The organism is Maribacter sp. MS6 (assembly GCF_056839185.1).
In genome coordinates, this window is record NZ_CM166389.1 from 2,855,362 (window position 1) to 2,876,883 (window position 21,522).

Annotated in this window: 18 protein-coding genes; 1 reads left to right on the top strand and 17 read right to left on the bottom strand. The window is 38.2% G+C overall.

What is annotated here, in order from left to right; translation table 11 throughout:
* Position 1 precedes the first annotated feature (1 nt).
* From MS6x_RS12505 to MS6x_RS12585, 17 genes are all read right to left on the bottom strand, one after another.
* Complete coding sequence (locus MS6x_RS12505; protein WP_482602530.1) at positions 2 to 940, bottom strand: Rossmann-fold NAD(P)-binding domain-containing protein; 939 nt, start codon at positions 938 to 940, stop codon at positions 2 to 4.
* Complete coding sequence (locus MS6x_RS12510) at positions 940 to 2,064, bottom strand: aspartate aminotransferase family protein (protein WP_482602532.1); 1,125 nt, start codon at positions 2,062 to 2,064, stop codon at positions 940 to 942. The genes MS6x_RS12505 and MS6x_RS12510 overlap by 1 nt, the downstream gene beginning before the upstream one ends.
* 140 nt (positions 2,065 to 2,204) lie before the next feature.
* The gene (gene proC, locus MS6x_RS12515; RefSeq protein WP_482602534.1) at positions 2,205 to 2,999 is read right to left on the bottom strand and encodes a pyrroline-5-carboxylate reductase; all 795 of its coding nucleotides are present in this window, start codon (positions 2,997 to 2,999) and stop codon (positions 2,205 to 2,207) included.
* A 63-nt stretch (positions 3,000 to 3,062) separates the two neighbouring features.
* Complete coding sequence (gene argC, locus MS6x_RS12520) at positions 3,063 to 4,037, bottom strand: N-acetyl-gamma-glutamyl-phosphate reductase (protein ID WP_482602536.1); 975 nt, start codon at positions 4,035 to 4,037, stop codon at positions 3,063 to 3,065.
* A 202-nt stretch (positions 4,038 to 4,239) separates the two neighbouring features.
* Positions 4,240 to 5,430 carry an argininosuccinate synthase gene (gene argG / locus MS6x_RS12525; RefSeq protein ID WP_482602538.1) on the bottom strand — a complete coding sequence of 397 codons (1,191 nt, stop codon included), beginning with the start codon at positions 5,428 to 5,430 and terminating at the stop codon, positions 4,240 to 4,242.
* A 97-nt stretch (positions 5,431 to 5,527) separates the two neighbouring features.
* A complete protein-coding gene (locus MS6x_RS12530; RefSeq protein WP_482602540.1) occupies positions 5,528 to 6,148 on the bottom strand; it encodes a GNAT family N-acetyltransferase in 621 nt (206 codons plus the stop codon).
* 237 nt (positions 6,149 to 6,385) lie between these two features.
* Positions 6,386 to 7,729, bottom strand: a complete 1,344-nt coding sequence (locus MS6x_RS12535; protein ID WP_482602542.1) for an MptA/MptB family glycosyltransferase — start codon at positions 7,727 to 7,729, stop codon at positions 6,386 to 6,388.
* Positions 7,730 to 8,069: 340 nt separating this feature from the next.
* Positions 8,070 to 10,052 (bottom strand): monovalent cation:proton antiporter family protein, encoded by a 1,983-nt coding sequence (locus MS6x_RS12540; protein ID WP_482602544.1) that lies wholly within the window; start codon positions 10,050 to 10,052, stop codon positions 8,070 to 8,072.
* A 325-nt stretch (positions 10,053 to 10,377) separates the two neighbouring features.
* Positions 10,378 to 11,160, bottom strand: coding sequence for an agmatinase (gene speB / locus MS6x_RS12545; RefSeq protein WP_482602546.1), 783 nt, complete (start codon positions 11,158 to 11,160; stop codon positions 10,378 to 10,380).
* 80 nt (positions 11,161 to 11,240) lie between these two features.
* Positions 11,241 to 12,110 (bottom strand): polysaccharide deacetylase family protein, encoded by an 870-nt coding sequence (locus MS6x_RS12550; protein ID WP_482602548.1) that lies wholly within the window; start codon positions 12,108 to 12,110, stop codon positions 11,241 to 11,243.
* 75 nt (positions 12,111 to 12,185) lie between these two features.
* Entirely contained in the window at positions 12,186 to 13,229 is a 1,044-nt protein-coding gene (locus MS6x_RS12555) for a flavin monoamine oxidase family protein (RefSeq protein WP_482602550.1), read from the bottom strand.
* 88 nt (positions 13,230 to 13,317) lie between these two features.
* A complete protein-coding gene (locus MS6x_RS12560; protein WP_482602552.1) occupies positions 13,318 to 14,490 on the bottom strand; it encodes an ATP-grasp domain-containing protein in 1,173 nt (390 codons plus the stop codon).
* Between the two features lie 193 nt (positions 14,491 to 14,683).
* On the bottom strand, positions 14,684 to 16,168 hold the full coding sequence (locus MS6x_RS12565; protein ID WP_482602554.1) for a cellulose synthase family protein: 1,485 nt from the start codon (positions 16,166 to 16,168) through the stop codon (positions 14,684 to 14,686).
* A 1-nt stretch (position 16,169) separates the two neighbouring features.
* Positions 16,170 to 16,859, bottom strand: coding sequence for a glycosyltransferase family 2 protein (locus tag MS6x_RS12570; RefSeq protein ID WP_482602556.1), 690 nt, complete (start codon positions 16,857 to 16,859; stop codon positions 16,170 to 16,172).
* Complete coding sequence (locus tag MS6x_RS12575) at positions 16,859 to 17,341, bottom strand: toxin-antitoxin system YwqK family antitoxin (protein WP_482602558.1); 483 nt, start codon at positions 17,339 to 17,341, stop codon at positions 16,859 to 16,861. The genes MS6x_RS12570 and MS6x_RS12575 overlap by 1 nt, the downstream gene beginning before the upstream one ends.
* A gap of 148 nt (positions 17,342 to 17,489) precedes the next feature.
* Complete coding sequence (locus MS6x_RS12580; protein ID WP_482602560.1) at positions 17,490 to 19,070, bottom strand: 4Fe-4S binding protein; 1,581 nt, start codon at positions 19,068 to 19,070, stop codon at positions 17,490 to 17,492.
* Positions 19,071 to 19,142: 72 nt separating this feature from the next.
* On the bottom strand, positions 19,143 to 20,489 hold the full coding sequence (locus MS6x_RS12585) for an NAD(P)/FAD-dependent oxidoreductase (RefSeq protein ID WP_482602562.1): 1,347 nt from the start codon (positions 20,487 to 20,489) through the stop codon (positions 19,143 to 19,145).
* 277 nt (positions 20,490 to 20,766) lie between these two features.
* On the opposite strand from MS6x_RS12585, the gene MS6x_RS12590 reads away from it, so the two are divergent.
* Positions 20,767 to 21,495: a DUF547 domain-containing protein gene (locus tag MS6x_RS12590; RefSeq protein ID WP_482602564.1), complete on the top strand. Its 729-nt coding sequence runs from the start codon at positions 20,767 to 20,769 to the stop codon at positions 21,493 to 21,495.
* The last annotated feature ends 27 nt before the right edge of the window (positions 21,496 to 21,522 follow it).

Sequence of the window (21,522 nt, forward strand, 5' to 3'; positions counted from 1 at the left end):
CTTAGTTATGTTCCAGTATTTTCTTTAAAACCACCTGTGCTGCAAAGGTTCTATTGTTGGCTTGTTCAACGACCAAACTTTGTTTCCCATCAAGAATAGCATCTGCTACCACTACATTTCTTCTAACAGGTAAGCAATGCATGAATTTGGCGTTGTCTAATTTTTTAGGTGTCATCATCCAATTTGAGTCTTGGCACAGTACTTTTCCATAATCAATATAGCTGCTCCAGTTTTTTACATAAACGAAATCCGCATCTTTCAGCGCTTTTTCTTGATTGTACTCAATTTTAGTGTTTTTCGTAATTTTTGTGTTTAGCTCATACCCTTTGGGATGCGTAATTATAAACTCAGCATCTTGCAGTTGCATCATTTCTATAAAGGAATTGGCAACGGCATGGGGCAATGCCTTCGGATGAGGTGCCCATGATAAAACAACTTTAGGCTTTTCGTTTGCTTTATGTTCTTGGAGTGTAATAGCATCTGCAAGCGCTTGTAAAGGATGCCCAACAGAACTTTCCATATTAACTACAGGGATGGAAGCATATTTTACAAATCCCGTTAAAACTTCTTCTGCCTCGTCTTTTTCTATGTCGGTCAACGATGCAAAAGCACGTATAGCTACAATATCACAGAACTGTGAAACTACCTTTGCAGCTTCTTTAATGTGTTCAGATTTTCCTTTGTCCATTACTGCTCCATCTTCAAATTCCAACTGCCAGCCTTCGCTTCCAAAATTCATGACCATCACCTCCATGCCCAAATTTAGCGCAGCTTTTTGAGTGCTAAGCCTTGTTCTAAGACTGTTATTGAAAAATAATAGACATATCGTTTTACCTGCTCCTAGTGTTTTGAGAGCGGTAGGATTCGTTTTTAGTTCTTGTGCCTCAGAAACCCAATTGGGTAGGGAGTCAATATCTTTTATGGATAGATAATGTTTCATTACAGTTCTTTTTTAAGTGCCTCAAAGAAGACATCCAAATGTTCCATGTTAATATTTAAGGCGGGTAATATTCTTAATACGTTTTTGTCTTTGGCGCCACCAGTAAAAAGATGTTGGTTATAAATCAACTTTTTTCGTAATTCTGCCACCTCAAAATCAAATTCTAACCCCAGCATTAATCCTCGACCTTTTACTCGTTTTACTTGAGGGATGTCCTTTGCTTTTTCTTTAAAATAAGTTCCGAGTGCTATAGTATTTTTTAGCAGGTCTTCTGCTTCCAATACTTCTAGAACGGCCATGGTGGCTGCACAAGCTAAATGATTGCCGCCAAACGTTGTACCTAACATACCATATCGTGCTTTTATTCTTTCATGGATTAGAACGCCACCTACTGGAAATCCATTGCCCATTCCTTTTGCAATAGTAATGATGTCGGGTTCTATGCCATGATGCTGAAAACCAAAGAATTTACCACTTCTCCCGAAACCAGATTGCACTTCATCTGCAATGAGGATTACTTTATGTTGTTTGCATAATTTGGCTATTTCTTGATAGAAAATTGTGGTTGGTTCGTCCAAACCTCCAACTCCTTGTATGGCTTCAATGATGACGCCGCAAACATCATCTTTTTCTATTTCTGTTTTAAAGGATTCAATATCGTTTAATGGTACTATAGAAACCTTTTGTTGTTTGTTTAAAGGAGCATTTATCGCAAGGTTGTCCGTTGCTGCGACCGCAGCAGAGGTACGTCCATGAAATCCATTTTGAAAAGCGATGACCCTTGATTTACCAGTTTCAAAAGAAGCCATTTTCAGCGCATTTTCATTGGCTTCTGCTCCAGAATTACAAAGAAATAGATTGTACGCTTCGCATCCTGAAAGTTCACCCAATTTCCTTGCTAACTCCACTTGTAAAGGATTCTGCACTGCATTGCTGTAAAACCCAATTTTATCCAATTGATCTTTCAGGCGTTTTACGTAATGCGGATGGGAGTGCCCGATTGATATTACGGCGTGGCCTCCATAAAAATCCAAATATTCCTGACCTTGATCATCGGTCACAACGATTCCTTTAGCGGAAACCGGCGTTACGTTGTAAAGAGGGTAAACATCAAATAGGTTCATGTCCTTTTAATTTCAAGTTTAAATTTCAAGTATCAAACTTGCCCGTCTTGAGAGCGATCAAATTCAAATTCAAAAATCAAACACACATTCAATTGATATAAAACGTTTTTATTATTTTTTCTCACTTCTCACTTCTCACTTCATTTCGTTTTGAACTCCGTAATTTTATCAAACGAGGCTACAATTCCCTGTATTAGAGATGAGCTTAGTCCTTGTATTTCCATTTCGTTAAGCCCTTGAATGGTACAACCCATTGGTGTCGTTACTCTATCTATTTCCTCTTCTGGATGGTTACCGGACTCAATCAGTAAGTTGGCTGCGCCATTACAGGTATGCATAGCGAGTTCTTGTGCTTCTTTTGCATCAAAACCTAACTGAATAGCACCTTGTGTAGTTGCGCGTATTAAGCGCATCCAAAAGGCGATGCCGCTGGCGCAAATAACTGTGGCAGCTTGCATTTGACTTTCAGGAATTTCCATAGAATGCCCCATTCTGTTAAAAATGGCTTTAGCTAGGTCTATTCTCTTTTTGCCTAGTTCATTACTGCAAATACAGGTCATGGATTTACCTACGGATATCGCCGTATTTGGCATGCTCCGTACGATATAGTTATCCTTTCCTATAAGCTCTTCAATTTTAGCAATACCAAACCCCGTTATAGTAGATATTACTACATGTTTTTCTGTGAGCAACTCTTTTATGTCAACTAGAATTTCGCCAAAATGCCCAGGTTGAACCGCAAAAATTAGGATGTCAGATTTAGTTACTGCTTCTCTATTGTCCGAGGTAACGATAACATTACCATACTTCTCAAAATTTTTAATATCAGTTGTATCTCTTTTAGTAAGGTACATGCTTGTAGCACCATTAGTGTGCAAAATACCTTTTGCTATAGATAGTCCTAAGTTGCCAGTTCCTATAATCGCTACTTTCATAAATACTAATTTTGCGTTTGTGCCCATCTAGATGGACATATGTTTAAGTTAACTTTGTATTATCTAGAATACACCTGCTTTTAACTGCAACCCTAAATCTTCCTCTAACCCAAAGATGAGGTTCATATTTTGTACAGCTTGCCCAGACGCCCCTTTTAATAAATTATCTATGGCCGATGTAACCAGTAAGGTATTCTCATGTTTATGCAAATGCACATGACACTGATTGGTGTTCACCACTTGTTTCAAATGGATAGGTTCCTCTGTTAGTTGAGTGAACCGAGCATGCTCATAAAAATCCTTATAAAGTTGAATAGCTTCTTCTAAACTTTCTTCATAATACAAGTATGCCGTAGCAAGAATTCCTCTTGTGAAATTCCCTCTGTTGGGTAGGAAGAATAACTCGCTTACATTTGTTTGCATAGCGCTAAGACTCTCCTTAATTTCTCCCAAGTGTTGGTGCGTAAAAGGTTTATACCAACTAACATTGTTGTTTCGCCAACTAAAATGAGAAGTTGCTGAAGGACTTACTCCGGCTCCTGTACTGCCGGTAACGGCATTAATATGAACATCTGAATTTAACTTTTTTGCTTTTGCCAAAGGCAATAGTGCCAACTGAATAGCAGTTGCAAAACAGCCTGGATTGGCAATATAATTCGCATCTTCAATTTTATTTCTGTTTAGTTCCGGTAGGCCGTATATAAATTTTTTGCCTTCAAAATTAGCATCTGCATTTAGCCTAAAGTCGTTACTCAGGTCTATAATCTTTGTGTTCGATGAAAACGGATGTTCCTGTAAAAATTTAGTTGAATTACCATGTCCTAAACATAGAAACACAACGTCAATATTGGTGTTGACGTTTCCGGTAAAGGTCATATCGGTCTGACCTAACAAATCGGCATGGGCTGTTGTTAGAGGTTTTCCAGCTCTAGTTGTACTGTACACAAAATCTATTTCCGTTGCCGGATGGTGCAAAAGGATACGTATCAATTCCCCTCCCGTATATCCTGAACCGCCTATTATGCCTGCTTTTATCATAGTTTAATTTTTGCCTGTCATTGCGAGGCACGAAGCAATCTGTTGAATCTATCCGCTTTAGTGAAAGAGATTACTTTGTCGCATTTATTTTACTAACTAGTTTCAACTTTACGGTTTGATCCTCGTAAAGACACATCCATCTTAAATGAGCTTTTCCGTGAGTTACTTATTCAATTTTCCCCTTTGGGGGTTGCCGGGCTTATTAGACGCTAGGGGGATTCACATGATTGTAAATCTTACTTGCATTGGACTGTATTTTGATAAATCCTTTGGCTTCATCTGCCGTCCAGCCCTTGTTCATTTCGCCATAACTGCCAAAAGAGGCGTTCATTAAATCGTGAGGGGATGAGATGCCATTTAATCGGAACTGAAACGGATAAAGACTTACAAAAACATCCCCGGAAACTGTCTTTTGAGTGTCTGTTAAAAAGGCTTCAATATTCCGCATAACCGCATCTAGGTAATTACCTTCATGTAATAACATACCATAGAAATTACCTTGTTGCTCTTTTTGAAATTGTTGCCATTTAGTAAGGGTGTGTTTTTCCAATAAATGGTGCGCCTTGATTATAATTAATGCAGCTGCGGCCTCAAAGCCAACTCTACCTTTTATTCCTATTATGGTGTCGCCAACGTGAATATCTCTACCTAAGGCGTATTTGGAAGCCATGAGCTCCAGTTTTTCAATATTATTTACCGGAATGTCATGGTCACCATCTATGGCAATCAGCTCTCCTTTGTTGAACGTAAGCTTTACCTCAGTAGGTTCTTTTTCTTTCAGTTGACTGGGGTAAGCACTATCAGGCAAAGGTTTTTCGGAGGTCAGCGTTTCTTCCCCACCTACCGATGTTCCCCAAAGGCCTTTGTTAATGGAATATTTAGCTTTTTCCCAAGAATAATCAACGCCGTTCTCTTTTAGGTAAGCAATCTCTGCTTCACGGGATAGTTTATTATCCCTAATTGGCGTGATAATTTCTATTTCAGGCGCAATAATTTGAAATATCATGTCAAAACGAACTTGGTCATTTCCTGCTCCGGTACTACCATGTGCAATATAGTTAGCGCCAACTTTTTTTGCATAGTTTACGATTTCAATAGCCTGCACAATACGTTCCGCACTTACGGATAAGGGATAGGTATTGTTTTTTAGGACGTTACCAAAAATGAGATACTTTACCACCTTGTCATAAAAAATCTGTACGGCATCGATAGAGGTGTAGCTAGTTGCCCCAAGTGCCAATGCTTTTTCCTTAATGTTCTTTATTTCCTCCTTAGAGAATCCACCAGTGTTTACGCTTACGGCATGTACTTCAAATCCTTTATCCTTTGATAAATGCTTTGCGCAGTAGGAGGTGTCCAGTCCGCCACTATATGCTAATACTAATTTTTTCATTGTCTTTATTTTGTTCCATGTTTTGCTTCTATCTGGCCTCTTTATATATGTTCAAAAGGATATTTTTTGCTTTTTCTGTTCTTTTACTTGTAATGGGTTAGGAGCGTTTTTTTTTATTTAAAAACAAACTTTCCTTTATACTTCGCAGTCTCTTAAATGCCTTTCCATTCACTTTATCCTTATGTGGCTCTGGTTTGGCCTTTGGGTCATGTAGCATTCCAGTACAGAGACATAATTTTTGTTCGGTTCGTGTTAGAATATCAAAATTTTTGCAGGTTTGGCACCCTTTCCAAAATTCTGGATCGTCCGTTAGTTCAGAAAACGTAACAGGTTTGTAACCAAGCCCATAGTTTATTTTCATGACTGCGAGTCCCGTTGTGATGCCAAATATTTTAGCATCGGGAAATTTTGCTTTGCTCAAATCAAAAACACGTTGTTTGATTTTTTTCGCAAGACCTTGCCCCCTAAAATCAGGGTGTACTATGAGGCCGGAATTAGCTACATATTTTCCATGTCCCCAAACTTCAATATAACAAAAACCCGCAAAGATGTCACCCTCCAAGGCAATAACAGCGTTGCCGTTTTGAAGTTTTTTCTGAATATAATCGGGTGTTCGCTTTGCAATGCCCGTACCTCGAACCTTGGCAGATTCTTCAATGGTATCGCAAATATCCTTTGCGTATTTGAAATGTGATTCGTTAGCAACAACAAGTTTCATTGCTATATGGTTTTAAAAAGTAAAAAATAAATTGATTTTGCTTATGCGGAAATGGACTCACCTATTTCCATAAATAGTTCGTACCCTTACGGGCGACGACGGCGTACGGGAACAAAAGTACCGACTGGAACAACTGTCCAATGCGAAGAATATGTATGTGCTTTTGTTATCATTATAATTCAAATGTACAATTTATATCGAATTATCCTAAAGCAAGCTTAAAAAATTACAAATATTTCAAGATTTGTTACGATGTGCGCTTATTTCGTAGATAATGTACCCTATTACTAGAATATATTCAATAGCAAGAAGGGATAAGCTTTCATTAAAATCTGTTTTGGAATAGGCAAAATAGCTTAAAACCACTAGAAGGGACCAAACTATAGCGTATCTAAAATTTGTGAAAATGCTAAGCAATACCAAGAAAATAATATACCAAGGATGAACCGTAGCGGAAAGGAAATAGTAAAGAGTAAGTATCCATAACATTGAGGAAAGAAGCGTTCTAAGGTCTTTATTCTTCCGTAAAAAGGTAAATAGGAGCACAATACCTATAGTAAGTAACGGCGTTATTTTTCCATAGGTCTTAATTAGTTCCCAGGGCTTGGCATCGAAAAGAATTCCTGTGTGTTTCACCACGTTCCACAAACTTGCATTGAATTCGAAATTCGAAAACCAAAGCCCTATGGTATTTGAATAGTTGGTTATGAATTCCGAAGAGTAAAATGGGACAAGGAATACGAATGAAGTGAAACCGACAATTGTATAGAAAAGGATACTTCTTTTAAAGCTAAAGTAGTTTAAGAATAATGGCAAAAACAATAAGGGAACTAGCTTTATGGAGATAGAACAGGCCAAAACCACTCCTGCCCATTGCCATTTATGAATCGATAATAGGTAGATAGACCAAACGAAAAAGAAAAGCATCACCCCCTCAAAATGAAGGTTCCCGGTTAGTTCTATAAGAATTAAGGGATTTAGAAAATACCAGAAAATTAAATGGGCCGAGCGATTTAGTTTTTTTAATAGCTTTCTTCCAAAATAAAAAACACCTATATCTGCCAGGATAATAATACTGCGCAATCCAAGAATAGAACCTAGGACGCTTTTTCCACTAAACAGTGTTGCCAAAGCAAATAGGAGTTGGTTTAATGGCGGATAATTACTGAAATGTTTTGCACTTAAACTGCCCATGCCCTGGTGCAGTAGTTCTGCATTGGAAATAATAAGGTTGGGCTGTGAAATTAAGGTGTTGGGTGCGGCTATATATGGGTTCATAAAATTTTGCACCAATTCCCCGTCCCAAATAAAGCGGTAAAAATCTTGGGAAAGATTAGGTTCGGCAAATAGAAAAATTAGTCTAAAAACAACACCTATCGAGAATAGGAAGGTAGCGTTCCATTTTTCGAATTGTATCAATTTATAACATAAAAAGAACAGGGCTGTAAATAGTCCTAAGAGTTTTGGAAAGTCGGTTCGCTCTAATTGATAGGCAAAAGTGTAGTAGAACACGATGCTGATAAAGGCCAATACAAGCGATACCTTATGGAGTATTAGGTATGTTCTAAATCTGTTGGCCATTAAGCGGGTTGGTTATACTTGCTAATTTAGCGGTTTTGTAAGAATCAAGTCCTCTTAAACGTTATAAATCTATTTCATGTTTGCTTATTACGTTAAGTATTTGCAACTAAGTATAATTTGTTTCCTACCTAGGTTATCCGCTTTTATTAGTTAAGTTGGTTCTGATACTCCATTTGGGTTACTAGAATTTTTTATCCGTTCAAAATCACTTTTGGCATGGCTACTATTGTTATTCAAAATACAGATTATAGTAAAGTGAATGCCGAGGTTGTAAAACTGAAAATGTGTTTGTTAACGCAACTAATGAAACTCCATTTTTTGAACCATAAAATATACTTGGTTACTTAATCACTTTATGAAAAACTTCAATATCATGCGTATTCCCTTGAATATAAAGTACGTCATGTTGTTTTAGCTCTTCTTCGGGATTCACCGCGTCAAGCATCTCATCTTTCCGCATAATGCCAAGTATATTTATGCCGTAAATGGCCCTGAGGTTCATTTCTGACAATGGCTTTCCTATAAATTTATTACTGTCCGACGTGATTTTTAAACAGGTAATATGAAATTCGGGTAGATTTTTTGCCTTGTAGGTGGTGGCACGTTTTTGATCGTCCTTAAAGAGTTGGTAATTGTCTGCCCTTACCTTTTCTACGATATGCTCTATATCATCCTCAGGTATTAAAAAATTTTGTAGCACCCTGGAAAATATCTGTACCGAGGTTTCGAACTCTTCCGGAATTACGATATCAGCGCCAAGGGCTATTAGTTCCGAAGTTTCCTTAACATATCTTGTGCGCACCACTAGATAGAGCGATTCGGAAAGAGATCTTACGTTTTTTATGGCCGTTTTGGTCCCGTGGTTGTCTGAAATGGCAATGACTGCTACCCGAGCATCTTCCAGATGTACCTTTTCTAGAATATGATGTTGTGTAGCATCTCCAAAGAGAATAGGCACCCCTTTTTTACGTTCTTGTTTTACCGTTTCTGCGTCCATCTCAATGGCAACGTATGGAATCTTGCTATCCGCCGCGGCTTTGGCAAGGTTACTACCATTTACTCCATAACCAATAATGACCAAATGGTTGTTTAGCTGTGCCCCAGGGAGTTCTGCAAGTTCTGCATGCGCATCATTTTTGTTTAGATAACCGAATTTTTGAGATACGCCGATGACCTTGTTTGCCATGTTTTCCGAAAAAATGATAACAAAGGGCGTAAGGAGCATAGAAACTATAGAAACCGATAAGAAGTATTGGTTGGTCTCCACGTCTAAAAGATTATTCTCTATCCCCACTTTGGACAGTATAAAAGCAAATTCCCCTACTTGGAACAGGGACAGTCCTGTAAGGATAACGGTTTTTTTAGAATAATTAAGTACAGCTACTGCAATTCCTGCAGCTATGGTCTTAATAACGAATACGGCGAGTACCAAAAGGCTTATGGTCCAAATGTTCTCAAAGAAAAAACTTAAGTCTAGTAACATCCCTATAGACACAAAAAAGAAGCTGATAAACAATTCCCTAAAAGGCAATATAACGCTGGTAGCTTGGTAACTGTATTCCGACTCCGAAATGATGAGTCCTGCCATAAAGGCTCCTAAGGCCAAGGAGAGTCCCGCTTCCGAAGTAATAAAGGCCACTGCAAAACAGATGGTAACGGTTAGTAGGAGGAATAGTTCTTTACTGTTCGTCTTGGCAACGGCATGCATAAGTTCTGGTACTACATAGCGTGCGAGCAAAACCGTAACCACGATGACCACTGCAGCTTTTAGCAGTAAACTTAGTAGGCTTGTAGAAAGATCTCCAGAGTCCCCTGCGATTAAAGGTGTAATCAGCATCATTGGAACTACGATGATATCCTGAAAAATTAATATAGCCAAGGCATTTCTGCCATGCGGTGTGTGCATCTCGCGCTGATCTTGTAAGGTTTTCAATACTATGGCCGTACTGGATAATGAAAACAGAAAGCCAATGAATAAAGATTCGTTCCAAGAATTGCCTAAAAAATAATAGATTAGACCTGCAACGACCAGCGTAGTCCCCATCTGTAAAAAACCGCCAAGAAATACGGTTTTCTTTATAGAAGCGAGTTGCTTTATAGACAGTTCCATACCAATGACAAACAGTAATAGGATAACCCCAATCTCGGATAGGATTTCAACTTCCTCCACCTCTTTCACTAAACTTAGGCCATAAGGTCCTATAATAACTCCTGCAATTAGAAAACCAATTACCGAGGGTAATTTAAGGCGTTGTAGTAAAAACACAATCACTACCGAAAACACCAAGAGAATTAAAATGTCCTGTAACAAAGGAATGTGCATGTGATTCTAATTTAATTTGGATTTGTGTATTGCCCTTCATAAAACAAAGGAAAACCACGGTCAGTTTGTTTTTGGTAAACGCGTTAACCTTGTTGCGTGTTTATTAGCGGAAAGATACCAAAATCCTTGTTCTAAAAAGAGGTTGGCGATGCTTGTTTTTGGTTGAGGCTTGTTCTATGTGTTAGGGGTATTTTTAAAGCATGCTTAAGCTGTTATAAAATACTAATTATAAATTACTTAGAATGATTTTGTGTCCTATATAATAATGATGCGTGTATAGAATTCACAAGCCATCAATCAACTGTTGATTGTGGAAGTAATGCTACTAATATTCTATCATTTTGGCCAAAAGTTCTTTCATCATTTTTGCCGCCAAGTAAGCGGTCATGTCGTTTACATCCCTATCGGGATTGTACTCTACAATGTCTGCACCAACAACTTCTGTGTTTATATTTTGTATGATATCAATGACCTGTCTAGAAGATAGTCCACCGGGTTCATGATGCGAAACACCGGGTGCAAAGGCAGGATCAAAACCGTCCATGTCTAGGGAAATATAGAGAGGATTTTTAAACTTAGGTATAGACATCTTTTCCAGATGACGCATTTCCTGTATTTCTACTTTGTATTTTTTTGCTTGCGCTGACTGATGCGGATTTAAGGTACGTATTCCTACCTGCACCAAGCGTACGGCCAAACCGTTTTCCATGATACGAGCAAAAGGGCAGGCATGGGAATATGGGTCGCCCTCATATTCGTGGTAGAGGTCTGCATGAGCATCAATATGTAAAATGTCTAACTTTGGAAAATTGTCATGATATGCTTTAATTATAGGAAAAGTTACAGAATGGTCACCTCCTAAGGACAGTATTTTATTTCCCTTTCCTAGGTGTTCGCGGGTAGTTCTTTCAATATCAAAATACTCTTTAATTTCAAAATCCCCTTTATCCCTAATCATTTCGTTTTCTATGGAAACTCCATTTTCCGAAAATAGGTTCATAGAATCACTGAAGAGTGCTTTCCTAATTAATGCAGGTGCTTTTGCAGATCCACGCTGAAAGGAGGATTTTGCATCCCATTGTAGCCCTTGTATGTTTATATTGTTCATCTTGTATTTATTATGAAATAGAAGTTACTGTTTTTCTATGCAGTTGAAAAAACACGGGATATAATGCATTCCTAAAATTTCTAAGATTTGGATTGAATTGCTTTCAGCTCCCTCCAGGTTACAAAACGAATATCTTCCTGCTCAAATAGCGATTTATTATTTGGATTGGTAAAAAAATCGGTATCTATTTGTCGCCATTCGGCCCCAAAATTAGGGTGGTCTATAGTGACGGCTTTCATTTCCATATCATTGTATGCTGGGTGCAATAAGAACACATTTAGCCCGGAAACTAGATTGTTGGCCACTTTTGTATAATAGTCCTTTAAGGTCCCCTCTTTAAATAGTTCGTACTTTCCAATGTGGATTTTCTGGGTAGTCAAATCTTTGGGTCTGATAATCTCCTCAGGATTCAACCCTACCATTGACAGTAATTCTGCGCTTATCATAATTGGAAGTTGATATTTTGCTCCCAAATTTCTGTAGGCTTCGAAAAAATTGGCGTGTGCGCCAACACTATACATATGCACATCTAAATGTGTTGGGTTTAATCCAAATTTTAATGCTTTTTGTACCTGCGCTTCCAATTCCTTGGCTACATGTTCTGGTTTACCATATTTTCTAAGTTCTTCACGGGTTTTGTAAAAATGCCCGTTTTCATCTACCAAACTGGGTACTTCGGATAGGGGTGAAACCGGTCCAAATTTATAGGTGTTCCATTCGCATGTTAAGGTCAGATGTATGCCATAGTCGTGTTTGGGATTATTCTTGGCAAAGACAGCAATTTCATGATACCATGGACACGGCACCATAATGCTATAAGAATTTACGATTCCTGTTTCTAGGCACTGTATCGTTGCTCTGTTATGTGAATGCGAAAGTCCTGCATCATCTGCATGAATAATGATTAGTTTGGCATTTTCAGGATATCCAAGTCGTTGTGCGGTATTCATTTTATTAAGGTTAAAGTCTAAGATACTAAAATAGTGTTGGTTTTTTTGATGCAACTTACTTTATGTAATACCTAGTTACATTTTCATAATTTTTTCAGTTATATGGTATGCAGATTTTATGGCGCCGTCCATGTAGCCAGCGAACTGTGCTGCAGATTCTGAGCTAGAAATAAACAATTTATCATCAAAATAGGGCTCCCTAAAAATTGGATTTCCATTATTTTGATGTGGATAAAGAAGAATGTCCGAGTGTTCATAGGTGCACTTTTCATTGCTCCACACACATTCTTCATAGCTTGTAAATTCTTTGGCTTTAGTTCCGAAAACTTTTTTGACTTGTTGGAGTACTCGTTCACGGCGATCAGCATAGGAAAGCTCTTTTAACGATGAACTTACAAATCCGCAAAGTGCATATTTAGATCTTACTTGATTGCTGTGGTCATAAAATTCGGTTATTGGTCCCGAGTTGCTAAATAAGGTATTGGGTATCCTATCCTGTTCCCAAAAAGGATACTCGTAAGTCAGGGCGATTTTAATGGAGTCTTCCATCCACGTTTGTGTTTGTATCGCTACATTCATTAAATCTGGTGGTAATTTGGGTTCAAAAACTATCTTCTTAGCCCACAGTTTGGGAGGTAGGGCCAAAACAACAGCGGTGCTTTCAAAGATTTTTTCCGAACGGACTTCAACACCTTTTTCGTTAATTTTTATGTGGTTTACCTTTTGATTGTATATAATATCGGTTTCATCCAAATTCGTTAGTAACGCATTTATGAGACTGGAAGTGCCACCAGAGATTCTAAAGCTAGGTGCTTGGCTAGGGATTTGAACTCGTTGCACCGGTACGGCTGCTGAGGTTTCATAAAATACGGTATCGTCCATACGCTGTTCAAAATATCCCAATTCCAATTCTTTCAGAAGTCCTAATAACTGGGTATGTTGCTTGGTAAACCAAGTGGCTCCCATTTCAACAGGGGCTTGGTTTGTTTGGTATAGGGTATTGATTCTTCCGCCAGCCCGAGTTCTCGCTTCTAAAATTTTAAAGGGAATCCCTTCTTTATTTAAGAGGTAGCCCGTTAAAAGACCAGATAAACCTGCTCCAATGATTGTTATTGACATGGGGTTTAAACTATTTTGAGTTGCGGATGCATTAAGGTAATGCTTAGAATTTAGAATAGTAGAGTAATAAAGATGGGGTTCCTTTTCGCTAGTCTATATTGGTTATTATATACTTTCTTAAATCTGAATTAAGGATATCATCCAATTCTTTTTCATTTCCTTCGCTGGTCTCCGTAAATAAGAGCCCAAATGCGGGATATTTGTTGAAATCCAATTTTCGTATAACCAGAATGTTCTCTAAATCCTTTTGGAGCATATCAAAATCGAAGTTGGAAATTTCCGAAGGATCAATACCAGAATTGTTGTTCAATAAGATGATGCTATAGCTTTCATTTCCTTTTTCTTTAAAAATTTCCTTCCAATTGGGCTTTTTGTTCTGAAAAAAATATTCGTAGGAATTAATGTTGAAGGCATACCAAGACAGATCTCCCGTGGTACACCAGCCTCCAAACCTTTGTGGGTTTATTTCTATGGGTTTTATAAGTCCGTGTGAATCAATTCTAACTTCTAGATGTAATGGAAAATTCTTCAACTCGGCTCTCTCTCCAATGGGTGTTAAAAATACTTCTACTGCTTTAATATGCTTACGGATAATACCTTGCGAAGTAGTGTACATCCTATCACTTACATCTGTACCTGAAGAAAACTTATGATGAAGAATATTTAGGATAACTGCTTCTCCCTGCTCATTAAAATAAGCGTCTATGGCAAATTCTTCTCCCTCTAAATATTCCTCTATAATGAACGTAGAGGCATCCATGACCTCCTTAGGATAGATACTTTTTAGATTTTCATAATTTAATTTTTTTTGGGCGGTAACCCAATCTTCTTTGGTGTGGACAATATGTACTCCAATACTAAAAAAACCTAAAGAAGGCTTGATAACAAAGGGGAGCTTTAATTCCTCTATAGCTACCGTTTGAATCTCTTCTATGGTAATTTTTCTAAATAGAAAATCGGGAAATAGCCCTTTTGTCAGTTCCCTAAATTTATACTTGTCCTTAAACAAACCTATCTGGGTTGGGCGTTTGGTTTTTTTCAGATGCTCAAAAATCCATGACAATGAATTTTCAGAATTGGTGTATATAAGCGGGTTTTCGGTATTTGTGATCTTGGTTTTTGCTTCGTTTTCGGAAATCCAATTAATCGCGTCATCATTAATCAAGGATTTCGCTTCCTTCGTAGCAATGAGTTCATAGTTATTTTCTTTGATTGTTTTTATCAAAAAATCCGAAACATAGGGTTGGTCTATAAGTATCATCTCTTATTGAAATCTAGGGTTATGATATACAAAAAGCAGAACTTCATACGGCTTTACGTATTCTTAAAACTATAATTCTGTTTTACGAGGGTAAAGCCGTTAATTCTAAAAAAGTGCTTGTATTTATTCTCTACTTAAGGTGTAGGGCAAGCTTTCCTTTTAAACCAAGCCTTAAAAAACTGCTTTCAATTTCTTAAGCCCTTGCCGTTAAGGATTTGAAGAAAACAAATCCGAAACCTAGGAACAACATAAAGTGGAATGGAAACAATCCAAAATCGTTTAGTGGTATAGCGCTATACATGCCAAATAGGAAATAGACCATTAGCGCAAACTCCAAAATCATATTGGGCGATAGTTTTTTGGTCAGGTACTTATTGCCTTTCCAACTTTCCGTTATATTGTTAATATTGAATTTTGGCGTGCGAACAAATTCACTTCTTTTCCCCATATGTCCTTCTAGTACGGCTATAGAATTATGTAAGGAGAAGCCTAATGCAACCGAGAAAAATGTAAAGAATATTTTTATATAACTGATAAAATTATCAAAGCCGCTCCCTTGAATACTCTTGTAGGTGAACCAATAACAGACAAAAAGAATTATTGTACTCAAAATAAAGAAGCTAGTAGCTTCAAACACCCAACCTAGATGACCGTATGCGTTTTTGATGTATAACATAGGTATGCTTAAAAAGGCCACAATGAATACGCATAAAAACATGGAACTGTTCAGCAAGTGCATAACACCATGGAATTTTGTTTTAAAAGGGATGTTCTTAGCCGTAACAACGCTTAGCACTGTTTTTCTAAAATTCTCTGCACCGCCTTTATTCCAACGAAACTGTTGCGAACGAGCCGCACTAATAACGACAGGAAGTTCTGCCGGTGTTTCTACATCTTCCAAGTACTTAAATTTCCAGTTTTTCAATTGTGCACGGTAGCTTAGGTCTAGGTCTTCGGTTAAGGTGTCGCCTTCCCAATTACCAGCATCAAGGATACATTCCTTTCTCCAAATCCCTGCGGTACCGTTAAAATTGATAAAGTGCCCTTTTGCATTGCGCCCTACTTGCTCTAAGGTAAAATGAGCATCAAGTGCAAAAGCCTGAATTTTAGTCAACGTAGAGTAATCTCGGTTGATATGTCCCCAACGGGTCTGCACCACACCTATTTCTTGGTCCTTAAAATAAATAACAGTTTTCTTTAACCAATCCGGTGCGGGAAGAAAATCGGCATCGAATATGGCAATAAAGTCACCTTTCGCAATCTCTAGACCTTCTTTTAATGCTCCAGCTTTAAAACCCGAACGGTCTGTTCTGCGAATATGTGTAATATCCAATCCTGTTCCCTGTAGCGCGGCAATACTTTCAGCTGTGTCTACAACAGATTCATCTGTGGAATCATCTAACACCTGTATCTCCAATTTACTCTTGGGATATTCTATTTTGGCAATGTTTTCTAAAAGACGTTCCATAACGTACTCCTCGTTATAGACAGGTAGCTGTATGGTAACATAAGGAATTTCTTTTGGGTCTAATAGGTTGTATTTGGGTGCTGTTTGATTCTGTCTTTTTTGACCTAGATAATTGACCAATAGATTTAACTGGGCTAGGCTATAAAAGAAAATCAGTAGTAGTGAAATACTGTAAATTGCGATGATGATGTAAGCAATGGTTAGTGCCATATTATTTTAAACTGTATTTAAATATCCAAGCCAATATTTTTATGCCGGCAAATATACTTCCTTTTACGGTACCGGACACTTTAGAAACACCAATTCTTTTTTTGTAACGTACTGGTACTTCGGTATATGTCATTTTTTTTCGTAAAACTTTCAACTGCATCTCAACCGTCCATCCATAAGTCTTGTCCTGCATCTCCAATTCTTTAAGCTTTTCGTATTTAATAGCCCTAAAAGGACCTAAATCCGTAAACTTTGCGCCAAAAAATAAACGCATTAAAAATGTAGCCAACCAGTTTCCAAAAACCTGCTGTGGAGTCATTGAACCTTCTTCACGTAGGTTTTTTGCTCTGGCGCCAACAACAAAATCAATATCTTTCTCTATAATAGGAGCTATCACTTTTTCTAATTCCTCTGGATAATCTGAATAGTCTCCATCGATAAATACGAGAATATCGGGTACTTTGGATTGTTTGGCTATATAATCCAGTCCTTTAAGACAGGCGTATCCATATCCTTTTCGATTTTCTGTAAGCACAGTAGCCCCAGCTTTTTCTGCATTTAGTACCGTGCTGTCAGTAGAATTGTTGTTGACAACGATTATTTCAGATACCGAGGAGGGAAGTTCCTTTACTACTTTACTTATAGAGTCCGCCTCGTTAAAAGCCGGAATAATTACTTTAATATCCGTCATTATTCTAAGTCAGACATTGAATTTTCCTTTCTAAAAGCACTGAAGTCGGACCATTCCTTAATTTTTTTACCATTCTTATACTTTTCGGCAGAAGTTAAGGCGTTGTTCGAATACTTTAAACAATAGCCATTTTTCACACCCTTATTAAGTTGACATTTATGATTGATACGTCCTTGTTTGTCGTAAAAAAGCCACCAATTTATTTTTTCCCCATCTGAAAAATGGCCTTCTTGTTCCCGTATCCTATTCTCACTGTAGAAATACCAGTATTTTTCCTTTTTTCCATATTCGAAATGCCCTTGGGAAGCTATTTTTCCGTTTTCATGGTAGAATTTCCAATAGCCCGTTTTTACGTTAAAACGCAGCCAGCCTTCCGATTTAAGTTTGCCATTCTCGTGGTAGGTTTTCTCGTAGGTATTGTCATCAGGCAAACTGGCCGATAACATAAGAAAGATTAGTGGAATATATATTCTGTAAAACACGGTTTTTATTTTAATAGGTCGAAGTTATTGAAAATTACTAACATTTATTTTGGTCCACCGACCCGTACATACCCAATGACATCCTTTTGTTAATAACTAACAACGCTGTTTCCCTGCCATTCCATGCTTTTATTTTGAAGCCAAAAGCTTATTTCTCGTTCATCAGCTCCATCAAATCAACATCATTGCCCAAAAGTACCTGTGTTGGATTAATGCGTCCCTTTTCTGGTCCGTTTTCCAATTTTAAAACGCCCCTTGGACATACTGCCGAGCAAACCCCACATCCTACACAACTAGAGCGTATAATATTTTCCCCTTTTTGAGCATAAGCGCGTACATCAATTCCCATTTCACAATAAGTAGAACAATTACCGCAAGAGATACATTGTCCACCATTGGTCGTAATTCTAAACCGAGATTTAAATCGTTGGACAAAACCAAGGTAAGCAGCCAAGGGACAACCGAACCTGCACCATACTCTATTACCGAAAATTGGATAAAAGCCAGTTCCAATTACACCGGCAAATACAGCACCAATTAACAGACTATAGGTATTTTGAACACTTGAAGTCTTTAAGCCAAGAACGGTTCCTGTTTCCGCAAAGAAGCTATAGAGGGTAAGTCCGGTCATAACTACTGCGAAAACAAGTACACCGTGTACCAACCAACGCTCTACCTTCCAAGAAAAGAGCGATTTGCTGGAGTGTTGTCTATAGGGGTCGCCCAAAGTTTCGGCAAGACCACCACAACCACAGACCCAAGAACAATACCATCGCTTTCCAAAAAAATAAACCATTACAGGCACAATGACCAAGGTAAGTAATACGCCCCAGAACAAAATGAACATACCTATTCCTCCGCTTGCAAGGAGCGACTTCAGGTTCCACTGAAAAAAGAAATCGTAATCTAAAGGAAATGCATTTTTAAAATCATAGTAAGGCATTTGCAGGCGCACCATAATTTCGGGAATCAGAAACGCAAAAACGATCTGAAAGAACAATACGGAGGTAGTCCGTACAACCTGATAGATATTGTGACGGTATTTGATATACATACGTACGGCCATTACGGTCATGACCACACAGTACATAAAACCATAAACGAACCAATGCCCGGCTAGGTTGCCACTTAAACTTTCACTAATGGGGTCTACCAAATAGGTCCAATTAACAGCATATTCCGAACGAAAATATAATACCAAATAAAAGCTAACCAAAAAGATAAATACCAGCCAGGCAATCCAGCCTTGGTTCGTGCTGCTTTGGTGATAAATTCCGTCATTTTTGATTCCCTTTTGCCCTAATAGAATTACATTGGGAAGGATGAACATCAGCGCTCCGATTATTCCCAGGCCAAAAGTTAGGAGCCACATCAATCCCTTGTTCTCCACAATAAAGCCAACTCCCGACTTTTTACCCAACTCCGCCGCCATATCGTGCGGGCCTGTGTAGATTATTTTTTTATATTCTTTGTTCTTGCGGTGCGTGGTGTTAGCAGATTCCAAAGCCTCCGTTATTTTGGGAGCAAAGGCCATCATTCCATCAAAAGATTTGCCTACAACTTGGGATTCTATATCGGATACCAACAGTTCGCTCTTGATTCCTTTTGACGCTACAAATTCAGTAAAGGTATCCGAGCTTAGTTTGTAAGTGCCTATTACAGGCAGGACTGTAAATATGGCCAGACCAACTAAAAAGATAACTAGACCTATGTTTTTTATTGTTTTCATGTATGTTAGTTTGAATGGTCCCAAAGGAGTATGCTGCACTTGTTTCAGTATCCAACTTTGATCTCTATATATCTATGCCTTGTTAAAAATCCGTTTCCAACTTTTTTTCTTTGTACTTATGTTAGTACCCATTTCCTTATTGTATTCGGTTACAATTTGTTCCTCATACTGTTTGTAAAACTCCGGGTCAAAATTGGCGTCTTTTAGATATTCCATAACGTGGTCTATATCTCTTTTTTCTGTGAGCCAACGGTCAAAAATTTCGTGCCGCATACGTATTCCAAAGGTGTTGATGCCCAAGAATAGCTTGGACTTCTTGTCATAAGCGATAGTGATACATATTTTTTCTTTTTCATGTCGCCAGTGAAAGTGCTGCTCATTGTCTTTTTTGTTACGCTCACTAAATACCCATCCGTAAGTTTGGTATTCTACATCCAAGAATTTTGCCGAGTTGAACCAGTGCCCAGGATTGTATTCGGTGGAATTACCGCAAAGTGTTTGCGCTAGCGCCTCGCCCATCATCCTTCCGGTGTACCAAACCGCTTCTATGGGTCTACGGTTACCAATGGCTTCATGTTGTTCTGCGCAGTCACCTATGGCATAGACATTTTGTACGCTGGTTTCTAAAAGTCGATTTACTTTTACACCTCTACCTAATTCTATTCCAGAAGTTTTTAGAAAATCAATATTCGGAGTTACACCAGCTGTTAATCCCACAACATTACATTCGATAGTATCGCCTTTGTCAGTGGTTACCGCTCGTGCTCTTCCATATTTATCTGCTAGAATTTCCGCTAAGTTGGTGTCCAATCTTAGGTCTATATGATGTTCTAGAATATGTTCGTTGATCAAAGCAGATTCTCCCGATGGCAAAACGCCGTTCCAAAAACTTTTTTCCCGTACCAAAAAGGTAACGGGAATTTTACGGGAACGTAGCATTTCTGCCATTTCTATACCTATGAGTCCGCCACCCACAATGACGGCCCGTTGGCAGGTCTCATTGTCCGGTGCGGATTTTTCCAGTTGGTCCAAGTCCTGTTTTGAGTATAAGCCTTGCACCCCTTCCAAGTCTTGTCCGGGCCATCCAAACTTATTTGGTTTAGAACCTGTTGCGATTACTAGTTTGTCGTAAGACACATTAGTGCCGTTGGCCAAAGTTACTTTCTTATTGCCCGTTTGCACTTCGGTTACAAATCCGTTTACCAGGTCTATTCTATTTTTCTTCCAAAACCAGTTTTCATACGGTTGGGTATGTTCAAATTTCATGTGTCCCATATACACGTACATCAGTGCGGTACGGGAAAAAAAGTAGTCTGTTTCAGCGGAGATGATCGTAATCTTGTGGTCGGAAAGCTTTCGCACGTGCCGCGCCAATGTAACTCCGGATATGCCATTTCCAATAATAACGATATGTTGCATACAATGGTTTTGTTGAAGGTTGTGTCGTAGTTAAAGGTAAGAACTTAACACAGCGAGTTAATTTATATCAATTATAAATTCGTTATAGAATCGTGATACTTAGAGCTGATATTTGTAAAGTAATTGATTTAGTGTTGTTTAGCTAATTGAATAAGTTGAAAAATAGGAGCAGAAAATATCAAATCTTAAATTAATCATAAAAAAGAAATACGGGTGTAGGGTTAAACATATGGTTTCGACAGATGGTAAAGCACTAATCAAATTAAAATAAATAACAATGAAAAATAAAATGAGGTATATCGGACTCATATTGCTTATGGTTATGATACAGGGGCTAAACGCACAAGGGCTAAACGATTTTTTTGCCAACACGGATAGCTTTCTTAAAAGTGCTGTGCAAAACGGACGTGTGGATTACAAGGCGATAAAGGAAAATCCAGATGAGCTAAATTCCTTAGTAGCCGCCGCAAAGGATATCAGGGTAGAAAAAACGGATGCTGCCAAATACCAAGCATTTTGGATCAATACATATAATATCATGGTAATCAAAGGCGTGGTAAACAACTATCCATTAAAATCACCCTTGGACGTACCTGGTTTTTTTGATAAGAATACTTACGATGTTGGGGGGCAGAACATCACACTTAACGATATTGAAAATAAACTTTTACGTCCCAATTTTCCTCAAGAACCAAGATTTCACTTTGTACTGGTCTGCGCCGGCTTGGGATGTCCACCAATAATAGATGCTGCCTACATGCCAGCTACCTTAGATGCCCAATTGGAAAAACAGACCGTAAAGGCACTGAACGATGCTAACTTTATCAGATTAGGAAAGAAAAATCGGGTACAGATTTCCCAGATATTCGAGTGGTATACGGGAGATTTTAAGCGGAACGGAGCAAGTTTGGTAGATTTCATCAATACCTATAGAACGGAAAAACTTCCCGACGGGGCTAAAGTATCTTACTACCCTTATGACTGGACTTTGAACGCCATCAACTAAATAATCAACAATAACATAAATAACGAC